This is a genomic window from Halomicrococcus pelagicus (assembly GCF_050954125.1).
Map to the genome: position 1 here is coordinate 1 of NZ_JBPBWC010000017.1, position 21,516 is coordinate 21,516.

Sequence of the window (21,516 nt, forward strand, 5' to 3'; positions counted from 1 at the left end):
AACACCTCAGCTGTATGGGGCGACGAATAGCTCGAACAATCGCTTGTTGGTTACATTTGGAGGCGAGAGCGGGAACATAGGACAACTGCGACACAGTCAGTCATCAGACGTCGATGTGCGTCGTTCAACACCACTGACAAACGCATGTGCTTGTTGTGGCGAGTGGTGTTCGATTGTAAGTGAGTCGAACTCACAGTCAATATAGAAGTCGAGAAGCGGTGATTTGGAGGGGAACTGGAGGAGACACCGCCAGAACGTCTGGTCGGCTCGGCCGAACAAGACGATAGCATCATGAGCGTGAATTGTCTCTATGAATTGAGCGAGATCACCAGTTAGATCGCTATCCCAGCGGACACTGTATTGGACACGATCATCACACTCGGTTTGCTGTGAGACGGCTTCGACGTCGGGGTCGGTTTCGAGACGCTCGCAGAGCGCCTCACGCTCGGGTCCGTACGCCCAAAACCGCGGGAGGATTCCCATCTCGGTCTCGCCGAGGGTCGCGAATTCGAGATAGGTGGCTGGGCCGAGTGAGAGTGGGCGAGCAAGGTCGATCTCCTGCATCGGTAGTTGGACCCGATACATACTATTGTCCCTCTTGGATGGTAGTTAGCGAGCGACACGGACAAGTACTGGGATTGCACTGTCACCCCGCAGGTTGTCTCGTTACTACTCATCACCAGCAGTGGTTGCATCTTTCACTTTGATCGGCTGCCTTTATGAGATAGTGGTCAGATTTATATAATATACTAATCGGTCGTAACCATCGAGACGACACTTATTGAGATTTATCGAAGATTGATTTGCCACCGAGTTTTTATAGGATTATGCTGTTTAGGCATCTGTATGACGGATTTAATCGTCAAAGCGGCAGTCAAAGACCAGCTCGAAGAGAAGGATGTTGCGAGCGACTTCTATGATGCACTCGACGACGAAGTTGCGACCGTGCTCGAAAATGCTGCACGGCGAGCCGACGAAAACGATCGCAAGACAGTCCAACCACGCGATCTGTAGGTGTTCAGTCCGGAGAGACGCGGACAATGGGTTCCACACGCGAAGCCATGCAGAAATGGTGACGTTATCCTTAGCTAATAGGCGGAGTCGTGTGGTTCGGTGATGGTACGTAGTGGAACACCTGTACACGTACTAACTAGCAGCGAAAATGTCCGCCCATTGTGCTCCCTTGTAAGTGAAGTCTTAGACACTGGCCTGTTCTAGGGGCTAGCAGAACAGATACTCGTATTTCTCAGAATAGCTAGTGGGCTGGTATAGTTTGGGTCTCTCCCGCCTTTGTGACGCCTCCACTCCTCACAACTGCAATAACCTGTTAGTGGTGGGGTTCTCACAGTCAGCTGTTCGAATCACACCACAAACTCCGCACAGATTGAGACTAGGATCCCGGGGGGTCCACTTCCGTTTATGGTAAACGGAAGTACATCCACACCACCACTTCTAATGTAACCACCCGCTAGAGCGACTCTTATTCCTGAAAACGGCATATCGCCAATCAATCATATACTGCGATATCAAATCTTCGTGACTGACTGATGAGCGTTGTGTCCGAACCAGACTTGGCGACGGTCCGAACGTCCTCTTCGAGGCCGCCGAGAGAGCTTCGGTCGTACATCGGTGTTGAACGGTAGGCAGGCCAGTCCTTGTGGTGGGCTTGGGAGATCCGGCAGAAAACCTCGCGTTGAGATATTCGTGTCGAGGGCATTGCTGAGGACTAGTACTTTTTCTATGATACTTGTTTAATTGTCTATCTCAGACTACTGAGATGAAATGGTCTAGTTTGTAGCTGGATAGGCAAAATGGGCAACCGATGACTTCAATCCATGGTTTTATATTACATATCAGTGATTCTTGGTTCGTGTTGGACCTTAACATCCTTCTCGCATTCATCCCAGCCGCCCTTGTGCTGATAATCTCACCGGGGCCTGACAGCATCTATACGCTGACTCGAAGCATCAGTGATGGCCGGACCGTCGGCGTGACTGCTGCACTGGGATCCTCAACTGGAAGCATCGTCCACACGACAGCTGCGGTTCTCGGGCTCTCAGCGGTTCTTCAAACATCAGCTGTTGCGTACACCATCGTCAAATTGGTCGGTGCAGCGTACTTGGTCTACCTGGGCGTCCAAACGTTTAGAAGCTCCGAAGAGTTCGAAATCGCACCAGAGAGTACAAGCTTCACGCCGACGGAGTCGTTCAAAAGCGCACTCATGATTAACGTGTTAAATCCGAAGGTAGCAGTGTTCTTTCTCGCGTTTCTCCCACAGTTCGTTCAGCCAGGTGGTTCGACCGCCATCCAGCTGTTTACATTCGGAGTCCTCTTTGCGACGCTCGGGTTTTGCTATCAAGCACTCTTAGCAGTCTTCTCAGCGCGGGCTCGACGAGTCATTACCGAACGCGAACTCGTGCAGACGATCCTTCGTGTAGTAAGCGGAAGCGTTCTTGTCGGCTTCGGGCTCAAGCTAGCGCTTGAACGACGGGTTACATCGTAGTTTTCGAGACATCAACTATCCATTCTTAGCTAGTTTTTGTAAATGATCAGTGAACGATCAAATGACCATATGCATTGAGAACTCCGGTCTCAACTTTTGTGAGCAAGTTTCAATTGGTGCTGGAGAGTGCTCGCCGTCTCGACAAACCTACGCCAGCCAGTTTCGATTCAATATCTTCGCGCCCGTTACGTTAGGCATTGGCCAGGTGCTGATTAAAGAATTCGGTCAGCTTGTCCACAGCCGGGGTGACATACTCATCCTTGTCGTAGAGGTGAGTGGCACGGAGCGAGCGCCGCGCCATATCCGGGACTGGGCCAGGACGTCGGAGCACGACGATGAGATCGGCTGTCGGCCATGACAGCGAGTCACCTCGTCAGTCCGGCATCCGTGTTGGACGACGCCAGTCGCCCACTGTCTCTCGTGAGACGTCTCGGACGACGCCCGAGCCATCTGCGTTGATCTTCTCACATTGACTGGTCGGATTTCCTGCCCATGGCGGTTCTTGATTACGTAGATTACCAACAGTCCTGAGAAGCTATCTGCTCGAAAGAATACTCGGAACGTGGTGCCCGAACGATCGACGCGGAACGAGACCGCTTTGTTGTGAGCAGCTTCCAGTTCTGGCTTTTTGTCCTCGAATGGAATCATCGGGCGCACAACGTCGTGTTCGATTACTTGAAAGAACGGCGCGAGAATTATACTTTAGTTAGCTGCAAAAATATTATATAGTTAGAATGTGATATAGAGGTGCCATGTCACCGACTGGCAAATCGAAGAGACGTACAGTCCTAAAATCGTTAGCCGGCGTCGGAGCGCTCTCGATCGGAGTTGGCAGTGCTACGGCGACAAACAGCACGAATGGAGGGACCCGCATGGCGGACGTGGTCCCCGTTCCCGTTGAGGCCAAGCCTACGGGTACCGGATACACCATCACCGAGGACACGACGATCAATGTCAGAGACGACGCCGCGGTTGGCACGGGGGAGTACCTAGCGGAACTCTTCCGTCCCGCGACCGGCTATGAGCTGCCGATCGAAGATGGTCCGTCGCGGGGACTGAACGGCGGAATTTCGCTCCGACTCGACGGCGCACCGTCAGACGTCGGCAAGCAAGGGTACCGGATGCAAGTAGACCCGAGCGGGGTGAAGATCCGCGCCAACGAACCGGCCGGACTGTTCGCCGGCGTCCAGACACTCCGGCAACTGCTCCCGCCGGCCATCGAGAGCAAAACGGAGCAGTCTGTCGAATGGACCGTCTCGGGCGGATACGTTCGCGACTATCCAAGGTTCAACTATCGCGGCGCACACCTCGACGTCGCCCGCCACTTCTTCGGCGTTGACGCAGTCAAACAGTACATCGACTACCTTGCCCAATACAAGGTCAATCACCTGCACCTCCACCTCACCGACGATCAAGGATGGCGCATCGAAATCGATAGCTGGCCGAATCTCACCGACGAGGGAGCGGACTCCGAAGTCGGTGGTACTCCTGGCGGCTACTATACAAAAGAGGAGTACACCGAACTCGTCGAGTACGCCCAGGACCGATTCATCACGGTGATCCCGGAGATCGATATGCCAGGCCACACCGGGGCGGCCCTAGAGTCGTACGCCGCACTCAACTGCGACGGCGAGAAACGACCGGAGGACACGGGCGTTAACGTGGGCGACACCTCGCTGTGTATCGACAAGGAGGTCACTTACGAGTTCGTCAACGACGTCATTCGGGAAGTCGCCGAGATGACCCCGGGTCCGTACCTCCACGTCGGTGGCGACGAGGCCCACACCCTCTCTGATGAGGAGTACGAAACGTTCATGGACCGGGCGATTCCGATGGTTCTGGAACACGGCAAACGGCCGATCGGTTGGCACCAAGTGCTCGGCGCGGACCCGCCGACGGAGACGATCGCCCAATACTGGTATCCTGGCCAGGATGCGCCAGAGGTCGCAGCGGCCGCCGAGGAGGGCCATGAGATAATCTCCTCGCCGGCGAGTCGCGCCTATCTCGACATGAACTACAACGACCAGGACGGCGTAGGTCAGGACTGGGCCGGCAACACGTCGGTCAAGGATTCCTACACCTGGGATCCAGGGACTTTCATCAATGGTGTCGACGAGTCGTCGATCATGGGTCCCGAAACGGCGCTGTGGACGGAGTTTGTTGAAACACTCGACGACATCGAGTACATGACGTTCCCGCGGCTACCCGCCATCGCCGAACTCGGCTGGTCGCCCGCGTCAAAGACTACTTGGCAGGAATTCAAAGAACGACTTGCTGCTCAAGGTCCTCGCTGGGATGTATTAGACATCAACTACTATCGGTCACCGCAAGTACCTTGGTCCACTACCGCGTCCTCGAGGCGAAGTTCAGCAACTGAGAGTCACGGCTGAACCGATTGGGATTCTTCCACGCGAGTCCGAGAAGTACCTACGTCTCTCTCCACGTTCATCTTGGTTTTCCACCTTTCGTATCTATCCTGTCCTCAGTACCACTCTAGTTCGGGATCTTAACATACCCAGACGCAGCTTCTTCACCGAATTAACCATATAATTTAAAATCTAAATAGTCTATAATAATTTAAATGGTACAGAGTTACATTCCTTTCGATGGCAATAGTTTGATCGACGATCGATCAGAGAACACAGCTACGCGTCGTACTTTCGTACGTGCGGCCGGCGCCGCAAGCGTCGTATCGGCGGTTCCGGGACTCGTCACCGGAGAAGAGCAATCGCAGTCGGCGGATACCGCGGTCAGATCAAGCCTCGTCAAGGAAATGCTCGCGAACCTCTCCGACGAGGAGAAAGTCGGCCAGATGGTGATGGCGCTGATGAACCCGACGGCAGACGGTCAGACGTCGTCTGAAACTGAAGCGATCGTGAAGGAACTCAAGGTCGGAGCGGCGATGGTCGAACACATCGACGCGCCAGCGCACACGGCGAAATTCAACAACCAGATTCAGCGCTGGGCCTCGGAAACGAAGTCTTCGCTTCCGCTGTTCGTCGGTGCCGATTTCGAGTTCGGTACTGCCCACAGCGTCGGAGATCTACAGGATGGCCGGACGACGCAGTTCCCGCGGAACATGAACCTCGGAGCGCTTCGCTCGGAGCGTGCGGCCGCGGACGCGGCCGAGATCACCGCGAAAGAAGCCCGAACGATGGGTTATCACTGGGGGTTCGCCCCTGTCGCGGACGTCAATACTGATCCGAAGAACCCCGTGATCGGTATCCGATCGTTCAGCGGGAACACCAACCTCACAGCCGCACAGATACCGAACTTCCAGGCCGGCGGACGCGGGATCATCGCCACCGCGAAACATTTCCCCGGTCACGGGGATACTCAGATTGACTCCCATACGGGTCTCCCGGTCGTCTCGTACGATCGGAGGACGCTCGAAGAAGTACACCTTCCCCCGTTCGAGGCCGCCATCGACGCCGGTTCCGACGCCCTAATGACTGCCCACATCGTCGTCGAAGCGATCGACCCGGATCGGCCGGCGACGCTCTCGTCACCGGTTCTAACCGGTCTCCTCCGCGAGGAGATCGGATTCGAGGGTCTCATTGTCACCGATGCAATGTCGATGCAAGCGATCACGGACATCTGGGGACAGGATCGCGCGGTGGTTCTCGCTGCGAAGGCGGGAGCGGACGTCATCCTGTCCATGGGCGACTACGATACCCATGCCACAACCGTCAACGCGCTGTACGACGCTGTGCAGACCGGCGAACTCTCGATGGAGCGCGTTGAGGAGGCGGCCGCTCGGGTACTCGAAACAAAGCGGAAATACGGCCTGTTGTCATTGGGAGGGGGCCGACAGAACGACCGAATATACGTCGAGCCTGAACGGGCGACACACAGTACTGGGATGGCTCCGTACCGCCGACGCGCCGCGGAGATTGCTCGCGAATCGATGACGCTCGTCAAAAACGAGGGCATCTTCCCGTTCGACGACGAGGCGATCAAGACGACGCTCGTCGCCGGTGTCGTCCACGTGGACGTCGTCGCGGCGGCCGTTCAGGAGGTCGCGGCCGGCGACGCGGTCTCGTGGCAATCGAGCCAATGGCGCGATAAGAACCCGACCGACGAGGAGATCGATCGGGCGGCGGCGCTCGCGGAGGACGCTGACCGTGTGCTCGTCACCACGTACTCTGCGTCAGACCTCCCCGGCGGGCAGGCTCGGCTCGTCGACGCCGTGCGTGCCACCCAAACGCCCACCGCGGCGGTGTCCATCGGCCTTCCCTACGACATCGCATCGTACCCAGATGTCGATGCGTACCTCGCGTCGTACGCGCTCGACCGTTGGGCTCAACTGAACAAATCTGCCTTGGAGGCTGCGGTCGACGTCATCTTCGGCGCGAAACCGAAAGGAACGCTTCCCGTCGAGATAGAGGGTCACTACCCGTACGGTCATGGACTGCGGTATGGAGGCGATTAGCCGAGATCGATTATCTATATAGTTTACTGTTATTATATAATAAATATTATATATATATATATAATTAATAAATTTTATGTTATCAGATGGTAAGATAGAGCTGACCAGCACGAACACCGACGAATCGGTTCCTGCGACGAGAAGAGAATGGCTGAAAGTGACTGCCGGTGGGGCGATCGGCACCGTAATCGGGACGTCGGGTTACCTGAGTCAACAAGACACCGCGGCGGCCACCCGATCGGCGGAAACTCAGCCGCCGGACACGGCGAGGTCGTCGGTCAGACTCGGCGTCGAAACTCTCCTTCGGGAACGAAGCGGTTTCCTCGACGGTGAGTGATTAGGCTTGATCACCAATCCCTCAGGCACGGACAGCAAGCTCCGTTCGACGATCGACCTGTTGTACGAACACGAGTCGTTCGATCTCCGGAAGCTCTTCAGTCCTGAACACGGAATACGCGGCAACGCGGAGGCTGGCGAGGAAGTCGGCAATACGGTCGACGAGAAAACCGGACTTCCGGTCGTCAGTCTCTACAGGGACGACCGGAAGTTACGGCCCGAGATGATCGACGACATCGACGCCATTCTCTTCGACATTCAGGACGTCGTCGGAGCTGCTGGGCTCGACGTTCTTAACGAGGATCCTCCGGAGGACTCTCCATTGATGGAACTCGATTCAGTCGGCATCACGCCACATGTCGCCTGGTATTCCGAAGAATCGAAGATCGAACTCCGACAGAATGTGGCTCGAGATATCCGCCGGGTACTCCGCGGCGAAAAACCCACTGCAATCGTCAACACCGACCTTGAGAAGTGACCGTAGTTGGACTCGAACGATTCTCCCATCTACTACCTTGGTAGTAATACTGAGTTCGTAATCGGGTTTTCCGCAAACACCTCAATCTCGAACTGAGAAAACTGAGTCGTCCATGTCGTCAAGAGGGTAGATCGGTCGGGATATCTTCGAATAGTCAAATCGTTCTGGATTCACCGCACTTAGCCCGGGGGTGTCTACGAGGATGATCTCGCTTGATATTGGCCCATAATCGCCTAAGAAGGCTATTAGACTCGGGATGCAGATGATGTCTAAGCGTTCTGGTTGGACTCCGACGTGGCGCCAAATTTCGGCATCGAATGCCGAAGCGCGTCGTTCCGAAAGTACCACGTTGATGCCGTCATCTCGCCCGCATTGGAACAGCACCGTCGTCCCGATATCGTTCTGGACCCCTTTGCCAGAGTGCGATGTACCGGTATTCCTGTATATCCCGTCGGTGATTGCCTTCACGTACCCGTCGATATCCGCTATTGGCTCACCGTGTCTGTCGTCGGTCCTCCCGCCGATGGTCTCCGTGATCCGTTCTCGAACGCCGGCTTCGACACACGCATCGACAGATTCAGGGTCGTGCATTATCGCCCAGCCCGCATTCTCGACATCTTGTTCCAGCATCTCCCGAAGGACTGTCGTCCCATTCGCCGCACCACCACCGCCTGGGTTCGATCCGAACTCCGCCATCACTACCGGACCATCCTCCGGCCCAAATCCGGAAACGAGTTCCTTAGCCTCGGCAATCGCCTCGGGAGGTTTCGGATACTCCTCGATAAACTGTTCGCGTCGGGTCCATAACAATCTGGCAAGTTCACGCGAAGCCCTTAGTGCTAACTCCGGGTCATCATCGGTCACAACGGGAGTGGTCACGCCCATCTCTGGAATATCCGCGTGATAAAATCCTGGCAGTACGCTGGCTTTCAGCACCCCATCACGCTGTTCGATTTCACGGGCTCGCTCCATGATCTCGACCATTGGACCTTCCTCGGTGTAGGCTTTCGGTTGGAGGATTATCATCGGTGGACATTCGAACCGAACCACTGGTTCAATCTCATCCTCCATCGACCGGATGAGAAGTTCCATCCCGCGACGGCCTGTTGCCGCCTTGTCAAGGTGGGGGTACGTTTCGTAAGCGAGCAGTGCGTCCGCGTGTTCAGCCATCTCCTCGCTCACGTTCGCATGGAGGTCCAACGTCACGACGATGGGTACGTCTTCACCGACGATTTCACGGACCCGACGGATCAGCTCTCCCTCACCATCTGAGAGGTGCTCTGCCACCATCGCACCGTGCAGCGGAAGGATGACACCATCAAGTTCGTCGACGTTCTGCCGTACACCATTGAGGATCTTCCCAGCGTAGAATTCGTAGGTCTCTTCGGTTACGACTCCGCCTGGAGTGGCGAAAGCGTCGACCGTCAGGATGAGTTCGACCTCCTCTTCCTCGGCTACGGAAAGAACACCGCCGACCGCAGTCTCGGTTCCACGTAGATTTTCGGCGATATCATCACCCAGGTGTTCTCGCCGGTCCTGGAAGTCCTGACGACTTACCGGGTTGTCCACAAACGTGTTGGTTTCGTGAGCGAACGCCCCGACAACTACTGTATGGGTCACTGTAATCCCTTCTCGTACCAAAGCGTTGGCGGTACATAAATAGGTTCTTGATGGCCATATTGGATGAGTTGAACCTTCCATCCAAGGCGCGGCCGCCCGATCTGCCAGAATTTCCCCATCCCCGACAAAACAAGATATCGTCCAGTATCCTGACCTGAGTTCAATTCCCGTGATGTCACAGACGCTCGTAGGAGTTCAAGTACCGTCTTCATGGCTGATTCGGCGATGGCGAACGATGATCTACCCGATACATCAAAGTCACCCGTGCATTACACACCTAGGTTCGTAACGCAACAGAACAGACTATTACAAATATTCACTAATGCGGAACAACATGAATCAAAGAACATGGACGTCCTATTGGCTCTTTGGCTCTAGGCCCGAAAATAGCTGTTGATACCTACTCAAGAGATGACGGGTATAGACGAAAGAGTACGGAGGAAACATTGGAGTTCACCCTACACAATGTTTCGGCCGAGCCGGTGTCCGGTGATACGGAACAACCTTTATGCTATGCCTCCTCTATTAATAAGTCAAACGATGACTTCCACACCGAAATCCCCCGTCAAATCGCTCGAAACCACGATTCTACTCGCCGAGACTCTTGACGACTTAGGAGGTGCAGGTGTGACGGAGATCGCTGATGAAGCGGGAATCGCGAAGAGTACAGTACACGACCATCTGAAGACGCTCGAGGCCCACGAATTTGTCATCAAGGAAGACGACCAATACCGCCTCGCATTACGGTTCTTGGATTATGGCGGACGGGTAAGACTCCAGAAGGAGGTATTCCAAACCGCCAAACCTGAGCTCAAGAAACTGGCAGAGAACACCGGTGAGGTTGCGAACCTCGTGGTCGAGGAACACGAACTAGGCATCTATATTGACGTTGTGCGTGGGAAGAACGCGGTCAATCTCGACACCTACGTGGGGAAACGGGAATATCTTCACAGTACGGCAGTAGGGAAGGCCATCCTCGCCCATCTCCCGCCGGAGGAAACGGATTCAATAATATCGAAACGCGGTCTTCCACAAGAGACTAATAATACCACTACGTCCATTGAAGCTCTCCAAGAGGAGTTAGAGACGATTCGTGAACGTGGATACGCTACGGACAAGGAAGAGCGACTGTCCGGCCTTCGATGCGTGGCGGCACCGATCGTTCCCGAAGAGGGGAGAGTCTACGGCGGAGTCAGCGTTTCTGGCCCTGCTAGTCGGATGGAGGACGAACGACTCACCGGCGAACTAGCCGACGAGGTCAAACGAATCACAAATATCATCGAAGTGAATGTCCTCTACCCGTAGTATATAGCGCATACTTCACCCACCTCTTTTTCTATCAGACTTGATTCAAAGCGGGAGTCGAACGAGACTATCTACCGAGGATCGGGGATAATCTCCCCCTGTCTGCACCCAATTGATTCACGGAGTAACCGACAAAGCCCATGAGGCGCCGAACTACGAGGTGAAAGCCCGTTTAACCTAGATTCGAGACCGCCTGCTTCGCTGCCTCTAGCGCAGACTGTATGTGTTCATCAGAGTGAGCGTGCATCAGGTTGATCCGCCCCGATTTCGGCGGGAAAAAGACACCTTGGCCGATCATCTCGCTCGCGAACTGTTCGTACCGCTCGTCGTCGACGTGTGGTGCGATATCGCGCCAGTTCGACCACGTCTCGGGCTCCGCTTCACCATCGGTGAAATGAAGACAGAAGAACCCTGCGAACTCAGGGATGAACACGTCCTCACCCGAATCAGCTAGTATCTCACGTAATCCTTCGGTCAGTTGTGTCCCCTTGGAGTAAAGATCCTCATACCCGGTCGTGCCTAGCTCGTCAAGTTGTTTAAGATTAGCGTTCGCGGCCGCGACGACCAGCGGATTCCCAGAGAACGTCCCCATGAAGGTCGCCTTGTCCGGCTCGGATTTGATGAAATCCATGACCTCGGCACGGCCGGTGAGCGCCGCACACGGATACCCGTTGGCTATCGCCTTGCCGTACACGGCAAGATCCGGTTCGATGTCGAAGTATCCCTGCGCACCTTGGAGACCCATGCGGAAGCCGGTCACGACCTCGTCGAGGATGAACAGGACGTCGTGTTCGTCAGTCAGACGGCGGATCTCGTCTAGATACTCCGCTGTCGGCCACACTAGCCCGCTGTTGCTCATCACGGCCTCCGTGATGACCGCGGCAATCTCGTCACCTTCTCGTTCGAGCTTCTCGGCCAGTAACTGGGCATCGTTCCACGGTACGGCTTCGACGGTCTCTAGGGTCTTTCGAGGAACGCCCGTCGATTCTGGAATCTTCGTCGGATTCCGTCGGGTCCCGAGGCTGCCGACATCGGGATGAACGTTGACGAGGGCGTAGTCCGAGTGACCGTGGTACATCCCTTCGAACTTCAATATCTTCTCCTTGCCGGTGTACGCTCGTGCAAGCCGGAGCGCCGTCATCACCGCCTCGGTCCCCGTGTTGATGAACTTCGTCCGGTCGCTACCCGGGATGATGTCGTTGACCAATCGAGCGGTCTCATACTCCAGTTCGTACGTGGTCGCGAAGTAGGATCCTTTGTCGAGCTGCTGTTTGACCGCCTCGAGCTGTTGCTCTTGACGATGTCCGGTGATTATGGCGGAGACGCCACAGTGGAAGTCGATGTACGAGTTGCCGTCGACGTCCGTGAGCATCGCACCGTCCGCGTGATCCATGTAGATCATCGGATAGGGTGCGTAGTTGGTCTTCCCACGGTAGTTAGATGATGTCGCTTCGGGTATCTCGTCCAGCGCCATCTGTTGGAGTTCCAAGGACCGGGTGTAATCTGCCTCCGACGCGTCACCGTACAGTTCGTGTGCTGATGGCTCTCGGTCAGCCTCGCCTGACTCGTCCATAGACTAACAATCGAAAGGGCCTGTGATAAATATTCGGCAATGATTCACACAGTGTTGGTGAGAGAAACGATGGAGAACGATGTATGTCGGTGGGAACCGACACCATCGAAGCAGGCCGCCAACTGCGGATTTTATTCAACTATCTGTCAACCACAATTCTTCGGATACTCAGGGGTGCGGGAGGAACACTTATTGCTGATACGACAGCGTATCATCGACTGAGGCAACTTCTATGGAGTATGACTCAGAGAAGATCGCCGTCGTGACCGGCGGCGGTGGCTCGAACATCGGGCGTACCGTCGCGACCACCCTTGCGTCCAGAGGTGCCACGGTGGTCGTACTTGATATCGATGCGGTGGGCATCGAAGAGACGGTCGACCGGATCGAATCTGCCGGAGGGATGGCGGACGGTATCAAATGTGACGTCACGGACCAATCCGAGGTTACCGATGCCGTGGAGAATATCGTGAACCAGTACGGGGGCATCGACATCCTGGTGAACAATGCGGGGGGTTCGTTCGGTCTTACGATGGATTCGATCGACGAAGAGAGGTTCGAGGCGAACATCGAACTAAATCTCAAGTCCGCATTCTTCGTGACCCGCGAAGCACTTCCATATCTTCGGGAAGGTGGCGATAGTAGCGTGGTCTTCGTTTCGACCATCAACGCCCTCATGGGGGGCTTCAGCGAGGTTGGATACGCCACGGCGAAAGGAGGATTGCACTCTACTTGTCCGTTCGATTACTATCGACTACCGATCAGGTTCGATTCAACGCGGTCTGTCCCGGTTCGGTCATCGGTGACTCTGACATCTGGCAAGAACGCGAGGAGGAACACCCTGGGATGCTACAGGATATCGAGGACATCTATCCGCTCGGACGATACGGGCAGCCGGAGGACATCGCAGAGGCGATCTGGGTCCTCACGACCGAACGTGCCAGCTGGATAACCGGGGTGGTCTTCCCCGTCGATAGCGGGTTATCGGCCGCCGGGAACATGCCCGGTGACCGATGGTGGGAGCAGCTTTGAGGACCGCTTCGAAGATGTCCGATCCACGCCGAGCACGCGACCGACTGACAGACATCGCTGGTCTGCACTCGACCTACGATACCACTCCCTCCGTCGCATCAAGCTGCTCGACCGAGTCGATGTCTCGGTACGAGTGAGCCGTCAGTTCTGCCGACTTCGATTCACCGGGTTCGAGTGTATCGATCGATCCGTTCTCACGCTGTTTCTCGGGGATATCGTGGCCGGGGTACGCAGTCGTCGGTTCGAGACCGACGTTGTAGTTCCGCCCGAAGAACGGCGAGTCCATCTCACCACCGAGAGGTTGCCAGTACCAGACGCTTTCATATAGGTCGGCCGGGAACGTGACGCCGAATCCGAGATTGAGTTTGGGATTCGTCACGGCGTACCATCCATCGTCTAAACCGATGGCGTACGCCATGTCGTTCACCTTCGCGTCACGCGGTGGGAAGCTCCGTAGGTCGACGGTCTCTCCGTCTCTACCGGGCGCGTTCGGCCACTCGAACGTGCTCTCGCCCTGAAGCCGGCCGTTCTCGTATCCGCCGTCACTGTAGTCGTCGACGAGACCGGAGGTAGCCGGCACGTCGAGTCGGGCCTCTGGACCGACGAGCGGGGGTCCGAGTGCGATGTGGTGCTGCCAGATGAACTCAAGCGGTACTTCACCGCGATTCGTCACCGTCTCATCTACGTGTAGTCTGGCCTCGTTGGCCGGTAACGTCAGCGTCCGCTCGATACGGAACGGATATCTGACGAGGTCGGCGGCCAGTTCCAGGGACACTGCCTCACCATCATCTCGCCCTACGGTCGCCGTGAACGGGAGGAGTGCACTCTCACCGTGTAATCCATACTCTGCTCCCGCTACCGTCATCCCCTCGCCTGCGACTGGCAGGTTGACCTGCCACCCCCCGGGATAGTAATCTGTCCAAGCTGTTCCGTCACCTTTCGGAAGAGCAACCTCCGTCGGGGCGACCCAGTCGTGATGGCTCCGCCACAAGGGGTTGACGTCAGATTGCTTGTCCCGGAACGCGATGATGTCGCCGCCCTTGCCCGTGAGCACCTCGATTCTGAGGTATCTGTTCTCGAGGACGGCCATCTCGACGCCCTTGTAGGTGTACTCTGTGGATATCCGTGGCCTCTCGGAATTCGGTCCCTTCATCGATTCGAAGGTCGACATCCCGTCGTAAATGATTTCCTCCGACGGAGGACTTAAAGCCTCTGTTCGGTAGCTGTTTGGAATGTTCTTCGTCTGTCTCGCTGTCTTCCCGACGACGAGTGTGATTGGAACCGACGTGCGATGGCGAAAGAATACGGGTGATGACTCACCTCTATCGGTGGCCGTCCGTCATCCGCTTGCGATGGTCTCGATTTCGACTCCGATATCTATCGGAAGGTCAGCCACTTGAACTGCACTTCTCGCGGGGAACGGTGCACTCATGTATTCACCGTACACCTCGTTGACCGCGTCATAGTCGTCCATGTCCGTCACGAACACGGTCGCTTTGACAACGTCGTCGAGCGAAGCATCGGCAGCTTCCAGGATCGACTCGATGTTTTCGAGCGTCTGCGCGGTCTGTTCCTTGATATCGTCGCTGACTATCTCGCCGGACTCCGGGTCTACAGGCCCTTGCCCAGAGACATAGATGGTGCCACCGTCGCGGATCGCCTGCGAGAACGGGCCGATACTCTCCGGTGCGGCGTCGGTCGAAATCTCCTCCATGGCAGTTCAATCCTCTTCGTAACACTACAAAAACATTGGCCTCCAGTATGGTACGACCTGCGCCATGACGAAGGCAGAGCCTCGGTCGGACATTACTGCGCTCTGATGACCGCCCCTGGCCTGTTGCCAGTCACCTCGCCGTCCGTGACGACCGGCTCACCGTTGACCAGTACATGGTCGATACCCACGGGGAACCGCGTCGACGAATCGAACGTCGAACGAGCGTCTACGAGAGACGGGTCGAAAACGACGATATCGGCATCCATCTCCGGTCGAAGGAGTCCTTTCGACGATAGTCCCATCGCCCTCGCAGGGAGGGACGTCATCTTCCGGATCGCTTCTTCCAACTCGAGGTGGTTTCGCTCTCTGACGTAGGTCCCCAGTATTCGCGGATACGTTCCGTACGTCCGCGGATGCGGTTGTCCACCGAAGAGTCCGTCGGTCGCCACCGCGGCCCGTCGATCCGCCATGATTCGCTCGACGTCTTCTTCTGCCATCCCGTGCTCGATGGACGTCACCTCCAGCTCCTCTTCGACCAACAGGTCACAGACTACGTCGACTGGATGTACTCCTCGTTCGCTCGCGATGGCTGCGACCGACATCCCTTGGAGGTGTTCGTTCGCATCCGATTCGACGTGAGCGATGACGACGTTGTCCCAACCGGCTTGCGCTCCGTAGTTCTCCCAGCCTTCGATGCGCCATCTCTCGATGTCTACCTTGATCCGTTCGCGAAGCTCGGAATCGTGCAGACGTTCCAGTACTCCACTCGGTCCGTCGGTGTGTACCCACGGTGGTAGCAGCGCACTGAGCGGCGAACTCCCGGCTGCGTATGGATATTGATCCGCCGTGATGTCAACACCCCTCTCTCGAGCGGCATCGAGTCGATGGAGCGCTCGGTCACTCTTTCCCTGTTGTTGCTTCCCGGCGACCTTGAAGTGTGAGAGATGGAGGGGAATCTCGTATTCAGCACCGATGTCGATGAACTCGTCGAGAGCCTCCCAGAGCCACCGCCCTTCGCTTCGGATGTGGGCGACGAACGGACGACCGTACGGATGAAGTCTGGATGCCAACGCCGCAACCTCGGCCGTGTCGGCATTGTACTGCGGTGGATACACCAGCCCGGTCGAGAACCCGACCGCTCCTTGTTCGAGTCCAGCCGTGACGAGATCCGCCATCGCCTCCACCTCGTCGGCGGCGGGGGTTCGGTCGCTCATCCCCATGACCTCGAATCGAACCGTTCCATGGCCGACGAGCGTCCCCACGTTCGGAGCGATGCCGTGTTCCTCGACGGCGGCGAGATACTCCGACACGGAGTCCCACGTCCATCCGTGATCGGTCCGACCGGCGAGATCGGCGATGGTGTCCTGCCAGGCCTGTTGGGCCTCCCGTCCAGTGACTGGTGCCATCGAGAAGCCGTCCTGACCGAGTATCTCGGTCGTGATCCCCTGGCGGATCTTCGGAGCGAGGGTCCCGTCCTCGAAGAGTTCGAGGTCGGAGTGCGAATGGACGTCGATGAACCCCGGACAGACGATCCGACTATCCGCATCGACGACGATATCACCGGTCATCTTCTCACCGTCGCCTCGGCGGAGCTCCGTGATCGTCCCATCGTCGATGAGGACGTGCCCCGTGTACCACGGAGACCCACTTCCGTCTACGATTCGAGCATCCCGGATGAGAAGCTGCGCGTCAGTGGCCATGAGACATCCTGTCGGTCGGCACCTGTGTTATAGTTTCTCCCGACGCGTTCGAACATGTCGTCGATGTATGCACAAGGTATATCAATGATGTGATTCGATACTGTGGTATGGCTTCACTATCCCTTGATAGTGTCCGCAAGGAATTTGGGGGCGAAGGAAACCAGAATATCGTCGCCGTCGATGACGTCGATCTCGATATCGAAGACGGGGAGTTCATCGTCTTGGTCGGCCCCTCGGGGAGTGGAAAATCGACGATTCTACGGCTTATCTCGGGACTCGAGGAACTGACCGATGGAGAGATCTACATCGGCGATGAGCCGGTGAGTGACGTGAAGCCGAAGAACCGTGATATAGCGATGGTGTTCCAGAACTACGCACTCTATCCGCATCTCACTGCACGGAAGAACATGTCCTTCGGCCTCCGGATGCAAGGGGAATTCGACGACGACGAGATCGACCGGCGCGTCGAGAAGGCGGCCGACATCATGAACATCGAACCTCTCCTCGAGAAGATGCCGAACGAGCTGTCCGGTGGACAGCAACAACGGGTCGCGCTCGGTCGCGCCATCGTCCGGGAACCGAAGGCATTCCTGATGGACGAGCCCCTGTCGAACCTCGACGCGAAGCTTCGGACCACGATGCGGACGGAGATTCAACAGCTTCAGTCGGAACTGGACGTGACCACAATCTACGTCACCCACGACCAGGTTGAGGCGATGACGATGGGCGATCGAATCGCGATCATGAATCACGGTGAGCTTCAGCAGGTCGCGACCCCGTTGGAGGCCTACTACGAACCGTCGAACGTATTCGTTGCTGGGTTCATCGGGAGCCCCTCTATGAACTTCATCGATACGACGGTACGGTTCGAGCACGGTGACGCCGTGCTCGAACATCCCTCGTTCTCGTACCATCTCTCCGAGGAGCTCTCCTCGACCCTCGAGGATGGCTACGAGGAGGCGATTCTCGGCATCCGGCCGGAGTCGATAAAGGTCGTCGACGAACCGACGCGCAACAGCGTCTCCGTGTCCATCGACGTCGTCGAACCCCTTGGGAAGGAACAGATACTCTACTTCACGCTGGACGATGGAGAACAGTACACGGCCAGCGTCGAGGGACATCGCTTCGTCACCGAAGGCGAGGAGCTCGAGCTGCTATTCCCGGTTGAGCGACTCCACCTCTTCAACACCGAATCTCAGGAGGCAATCGTCAATCGCGAACTACCGGCTCGTGAGGAAGATGAACTGCCGGATCAACTCGACGTCTGAACCGGCTCTCCTGTCTGTCCGCTTACCCTATCTGTAGTGTGGTTTAAATATGTGGTTCTATACCATATGACTATGGCGTTAGAGATACACTACAACGTCTACGGATGTTTCCGCGAACCGCAGGAGGATATCGAGGTGGCGAAGGCCGCCGTCGACGCTGGGTTCGAAGGAATCTGGATCGGCGATCATTTCCTTCCATGGATCGACTCGCGGCCCTACACCCATCACGTCCTCCCCTGGTTCGGCGCACTGATGTCCGAGATTGACGACGTTCCGGTCGGCACCTCGGTGACCTGCCCGATGCTTCGCTACCGTCCTCCTCTCCTCGCACAGGCATTTGCGACCCTCGACCACATGTTCCCCGGAAGGCTGAATCTGGGCGTCGGGGTCGGCGAAGCGCTCAACGAGGCTCACTTCGTCGACGAGTGGCCGGATTGGGACACCAGGGCCGAGATGCTGATAGAGACTCTCGACCTCTTCGACAAACTCTGGGATGCAGATCGCTACGTGAGCCACCACGGGAAGTATTTCGACTACGACCACATCCGACTGTACACTCAGCCCAAAGACGACCTCACGGTCCACTGGGCTGGATGGGGACCCAAGTCGTGCTACAACGCCGGCAAGTATGCCGACCATCTCATCACCGCAGCCTCCGCCGAGTTGATCGAGGAAAACATCATCCCGAACTACCAACGCGGGCTCGAGGAGTCCGGACGTTCGCTCGACGACGTCGACCTGACGACGGAGTTCTCCGCGCACTTCGGTGACCCGGACGAGTTGGTCTCCGAGATCCGCGAGGTTGGGGAGTACATCCCGGCGGACACGGAACTCGGCAATTCCGATCCGCGTTCCATCCAACGCGTCGCGGACAACCGACTCCGCGAGATGTCCGACGAAGAGGTGCGAGAGACAAACAACATAACGGAAGACCCCGATGAGATCGTCTCGAAGTTGCGCCGGATGGAGGAGGCGGGTGCAACTCGCGTCCTCGTCGGATCGAAGGTCGGCGATCCGTTCCACACGATCGACGTCTTCGAAGAAGAGGTTCTCCCCGAGTTCCAGTGATCACTGGCGGCGGTACCTTTATTCGCTGTGGTAGAATCTACAGTGTTGTATGGAGATCGTGGATATCGAGGCGTACGCGGTCAATATGCCCGTGATATCGCTGGACGACGGTGGAATCGCTCCGTATGTGACGAATCACGGCCAGGTCGAGAACGTCGATCGAGTCGTGGTCCGTGTCGAGACGGATGAGGGTATCACCGGGTGGGGAGAGATGCGAGTGTTCCTCTCTCCCCATTCGACGATTACGATACTCGAGGACGGAATTGCACCATGGGTGATCGGCCATTCCCCATTCGAGGTCGATGCCCTCCGTCGACAGATATTCATCGAGTACACGAACACCGACATGTTCTTCGCACCTATCGAGATTGCATGTTGGGACATCGTCGGGAAAGCAGTCGACAAACCAATCTACGAACTTCTAGGCGGATGGACGGCACCCAACCCGACTACCCGAATGGGTGAACCCGGTAATCAGACTGCCGAAGACGTTGACGTCGCCTACTGTCTCGGCATCCTCTCACCCGATGAGTCGCGGGTCCATGCGCAGAAGGCGTTGGACGATGGCTACACGGTCTTGAAGACGAAGGCTGGACGAGACTGGAAACAGGACGCCGAACGGATCATCGCCATGCACGACGAGGTCGACGGCCAACTGGACTTCCGCCTCGACCCGAACCAAGGATGGCGCTTCGACGAGGCGGTCCGTCTGGGAGCGACCCTCGACGATGCCGGTGTCTACCTCCAGTACATGGAGCAACCGATTCGGGTCGATACCCATGGGACGTTGGCGAAACTTCGGGAACGGACTAAACAGCCTATCGGGCCCAACGAGGATACGTACATCGCGCATAACCTTCAGGAAATGATTCGACGAGATGCACTTGACGTGGCTGTCGTGGACATGACGCCGGCTGGCGGTATCTCGGCGGTCCGCCAGCTCGCAGGCATCGCTGAAGATGCTGGCGTGCCAGTCGCTCACCACTGTGCGTTCGATCTCGGAATCCGAACTGCGGCGATCGTCCATACCGTGGCGTCTGTGCCTGGCTTCAACCTCCCTCCAGACTCGACCTACTATGCATGGGAGGACGATATCATCGAAGAGAGACTTGAGGTGCGCGACGGGGCCATCCCGGTGCCTGACGAACCGGGTCTGGGCGTGACGGTCGATGAGGATAAACTTGCTGAATACCGTATCGACGATACCTGATTAACCATGACAGGAGACAACACGGGATCGGCCGAGCATAGTGTCTTCGAACGATTGGGTATCTCCGAGGTCCTCAATGCAGCAGGGACGAAGACCCGGGTCGGTGGCACCCGACTCCGTCCGGAAGCTGCGCAAGCGATGCAGGAGGCAAGCGATGGATTCGTCCGGATTTCGGATCTGCAGGCGGAAGCCTCGAAGCGGATTGCCGAGGTGACGAATGCGGACGCTGGATACGTCACAACCGGCGCGAGCGCTGCCCTCACGTTGGCCGCGGCAGCATGCCTTGCCGGCGATGACCTCGGTATGATGAACCGCCTGCCGAACACCGATGGCATCGCGAACAAAATCGTCATGGCTCGGTCTCACCGGACCGGATACGACCACGCGTTGCGACTCGCAGGTGCGAAGATCGTCGACGTGGGAACTCTCGACCGAGACCTTGGTTCTGGATCGACGAACCTCAAGCTCTGGGAGCTAGACGATGCTATCGGCGAGGATACGGTCGCGGTCGGGTACGTCGCAACACCTCGTTCAGAACCGTCCCTCAAAACAGTGGCCGATGTCGCTCACGAGAACGGCGTGCCGGTCATCGTCGATGCCGCGGCCGAACTCCCCCCGAAATCGAATCTCTCTCGGTTCATCGACCAAGGGGCCGACTTGGTCGCGTTCAGCGGCGGGAAGGCTATCCGGGGCCCCCAGGCGACTGGAATCCTCGCTGGGAGGCAAGATCTCATCCGATCTGTCGCGTTCCAACAACTCGATATGGACATCATTGAGGGACTTTGGGACCCCCCACGGGAACTGTTCGGGGAAGCGCCCATCGATGGCGTCCCTCGGCACGGCATCGGGAGAGGGATGAAGGTCGGCCGTGAGGAGTTGGTCGGGATCATCACCGCCTTCGAATCGTTCGTCGACGAGGACGACCAGGAAACGTTCGATACGTGGGATGAGCGTGCAAAGCGAATGGCAGACCGATTGCGGGATATGGACGGATTGCACGTCTCATTGACCGGCGGCGAACCCGATGAGGTGACGAACGTAACACTCCAGGTCGACGACTCGGTGACTGGATTCGGAAATCTGGAACTCGTACGTCGACTTCAGCAACACGACCCCCAGGTGTACGTCGGATTCACCGATGCTCCGGATGCGCCCATCCTGCTGAACCCCGTCTGTCTTACAGACGACGAGGTAGGTCAGGTGACCGATATCTTGGTGAATCTAATCACTGAAGACTGATTACCGTTTCTTTCCCCCTCTGTCATTGGAGATCTGACCAA

17 protein-coding genes and 1 pseudogene are annotated in these 21,516 nt (G+C 56.9%); 12 read left to right on the forward strand and 6 right to left on the reverse strand.

The window, feature by feature from the left end:
* Window positions 1-96 precede the first annotated feature (96 nt).
* Window positions 97-564 carry a hypothetical protein gene (locus tag ACRYA2_RS21100; protein WP_433632765.1) on the reverse strand — a complete coding sequence of 156 codons (468 nt, stop codon included), beginning with the start codon at window positions 562-564 and terminating at the stop codon, window positions 97-99.
* Window positions 565-846: 282 nt separating this feature from the next.
* Between ACRYA2_RS21100 and ACRYA2_RS21105 the strand changes: the two genes are divergently transcribed.
* The 5 genes from ACRYA2_RS21105 (at window position 847) to ACRYA2_RS21125 (ending at window position 7,749) form a co-directional block, all read left to right on the forward strand.
* Complete coding sequence (locus tag ACRYA2_RS21105; protein ID WP_433632767.1) at window positions 847-1,014, forward strand: DUF1931 domain-containing protein; 168 nt, start codon at window positions 847-849, stop codon at window positions 1,012-1,014.
* A gap of 856 nt (window positions 1,015-1,870) precedes the next feature.
* Window positions 1,871-2,503: a LysE family translocator gene (locus ACRYA2_RS21110; RefSeq protein WP_433632769.1), complete on the forward strand. Its 633-nt coding sequence runs from the start codon at window positions 1,871-1,873 to the stop codon at window positions 2,501-2,503.
* Window positions 2,504-3,375: 872 nt separating this feature from the next.
* Entirely contained in the window at window positions 3,376-4,893 is a 1,518-nt protein-coding gene (locus ACRYA2_RS21115) for a beta-N-acetylhexosaminidase (RefSeq protein WP_433632771.1), read from the forward strand.
* Window positions 4,894-5,276: 383 nt separating this feature from the next.
* A complete protein-coding gene (locus ACRYA2_RS21120) occupies window positions 5,277-6,935 on the forward strand; it encodes a glycoside hydrolase family 3 protein (RefSeq protein ID WP_433632773.1) in 1,659 nt (552 codons plus the stop codon).
* Window positions 6,936-7,278: 343 nt separating this feature from the next.
* Window positions 7,279-7,749 (forward strand): exo-beta-N-acetylmuramidase NamZ domain-containing protein, encoded by a 471-nt coding sequence (locus ACRYA2_RS21125; protein WP_433632775.1) that lies wholly within the window; start codon window positions 7,279-7,281, stop codon window positions 7,747-7,749.
* A gap of 81 nt (window positions 7,750-7,830) precedes the next feature.
* On the opposite strand, the gene ACRYA2_RS21130 is transcribed toward ACRYA2_RS21125, so the two are convergent.
* A complete protein-coding gene (locus ACRYA2_RS21130) occupies window positions 7,831-9,369 on the reverse strand; it encodes a M81 family metallopeptidase (RefSeq protein WP_433632777.1) in 1,539 nt (512 codons plus the stop codon).
* Window positions 9,370-9,909: 540 nt separating this feature from the next.
* Between ACRYA2_RS21130 and ACRYA2_RS21135 the strand changes: the two genes are divergently transcribed.
* The gene (locus tag ACRYA2_RS21135) at window positions 9,910-10,674 is read left to right on the forward strand and encodes an IclR family transcriptional regulator (RefSeq protein ID WP_433632779.1); all 765 of its coding nucleotides are present in this window, start codon (window positions 9,910-9,912) and stop codon (window positions 10,672-10,674) included.
* Between the two features lie 172 nt (window positions 10,675-10,846).
* On the opposite strand, the gene ACRYA2_RS21140 is transcribed toward ACRYA2_RS21135, so the two are convergent.
* Window positions 10,847-12,247 (reverse strand): aspartate aminotransferase family protein, encoded by a 1,401-nt coding sequence (locus ACRYA2_RS21140; RefSeq protein ID WP_433632781.1) that lies wholly within the window; start codon window positions 12,245-12,247, stop codon window positions 10,847-10,849.
* 232 nt (window positions 12,248-12,479) lie between these two features.
* Here ACRYA2_RS21140 and ACRYA2_RS21145 point away from each other — a divergent pair.
* Window positions 12,480-12,965: pseudogene (locus ACRYA2_RS21145) on the forward strand (SDR family NAD(P)-dependent oxidoreductase); the annotation flags it as partial.
* 11 nt (window positions 12,966-12,976) lie between these two features.
* Window positions 12,977-13,276 carry an SDR family oxidoreductase gene (locus ACRYA2_RS21150; RefSeq protein WP_433632783.1) on the forward strand — a complete coding sequence of 100 codons (300 nt, stop codon included), beginning with the start codon at window positions 12,977-12,979 and terminating at the stop codon, window positions 13,274-13,276.
* Between the two features lie 73 nt (window positions 13,277-13,349).
* Here ACRYA2_RS21150 and ACRYA2_RS21155 read toward each other — a convergent pair whose 3' ends face one another.
* The 3 genes from ACRYA2_RS21155 to ACRYA2_RS21165 form a co-directional block, all read right to left on the reverse strand.
* The gene (locus tag ACRYA2_RS21155; RefSeq protein WP_433632785.1) at window positions 13,350-14,429 is read right to left on the reverse strand and encodes a DUF4432 family protein; all 1,080 of its coding nucleotides are present in this window, start codon (window positions 14,427-14,429) and stop codon (window positions 13,350-13,352) included.
* A gap of 186 nt (window positions 14,430-14,615) precedes the next feature.
* Window positions 14,616-14,990, reverse strand: a complete 375-nt coding sequence (locus ACRYA2_RS21160) for a Rid family detoxifying hydrolase (protein ID WP_433632787.1) — start codon at window positions 14,988-14,990, stop codon at window positions 14,616-14,618.
* 92 nt (window positions 14,991-15,082) lie between these two features.
* Window positions 15,083-16,690: an N-acyl-D-amino-acid deacylase family protein gene (locus tag ACRYA2_RS21165; protein ID WP_433632789.1), complete on the reverse strand. Its 1,608-nt coding sequence runs from the start codon at window positions 16,688-16,690 to the stop codon at window positions 15,083-15,085.
* Window positions 16,691-16,797: 107 nt separating this feature from the next.
* Between ACRYA2_RS21165 and ACRYA2_RS21170 the strand changes: the two genes are divergently transcribed.
* From ACRYA2_RS21170 to ACRYA2_RS21185, 4 genes are all read left to right on the forward strand, one after another.
* Entirely contained in the window at window positions 16,798-17,958 is a 1,161-nt protein-coding gene (locus tag ACRYA2_RS21170) for an ABC transporter ATP-binding protein (protein WP_433632791.1), read from the forward strand.
* A gap of 72 nt (window positions 17,959-18,030) precedes the next feature.
* The gene (locus ACRYA2_RS21175) at window positions 18,031-19,026 is read left to right on the forward strand and encodes an LLM class flavin-dependent oxidoreductase (protein WP_433632793.1); all 996 of its coding nucleotides are present in this window, start codon (window positions 18,031-18,033) and stop codon (window positions 19,024-19,026) included.
* Window positions 19,027-19,075: 49 nt separating this feature from the next.
* The gene (locus ACRYA2_RS21180) at window positions 19,076-20,236 is read left to right on the forward strand and encodes a mandelate racemase/muconate lactonizing enzyme family protein (RefSeq protein ID WP_433632795.1); all 1,161 of its coding nucleotides are present in this window, start codon (window positions 19,076-19,078) and stop codon (window positions 20,234-20,236) included.
* A 6-nt stretch (window positions 20,237-20,242) separates the two neighbouring features.
* Window positions 20,243-21,475, forward strand: coding sequence for an aminotransferase class V-fold PLP-dependent enzyme (locus ACRYA2_RS21185; protein ID WP_433632797.1), 1,233 nt, complete (start codon window positions 20,243-20,245; stop codon window positions 21,473-21,475).
* Window positions 21,476-21,516 lie beyond the last annotated feature (41 nt).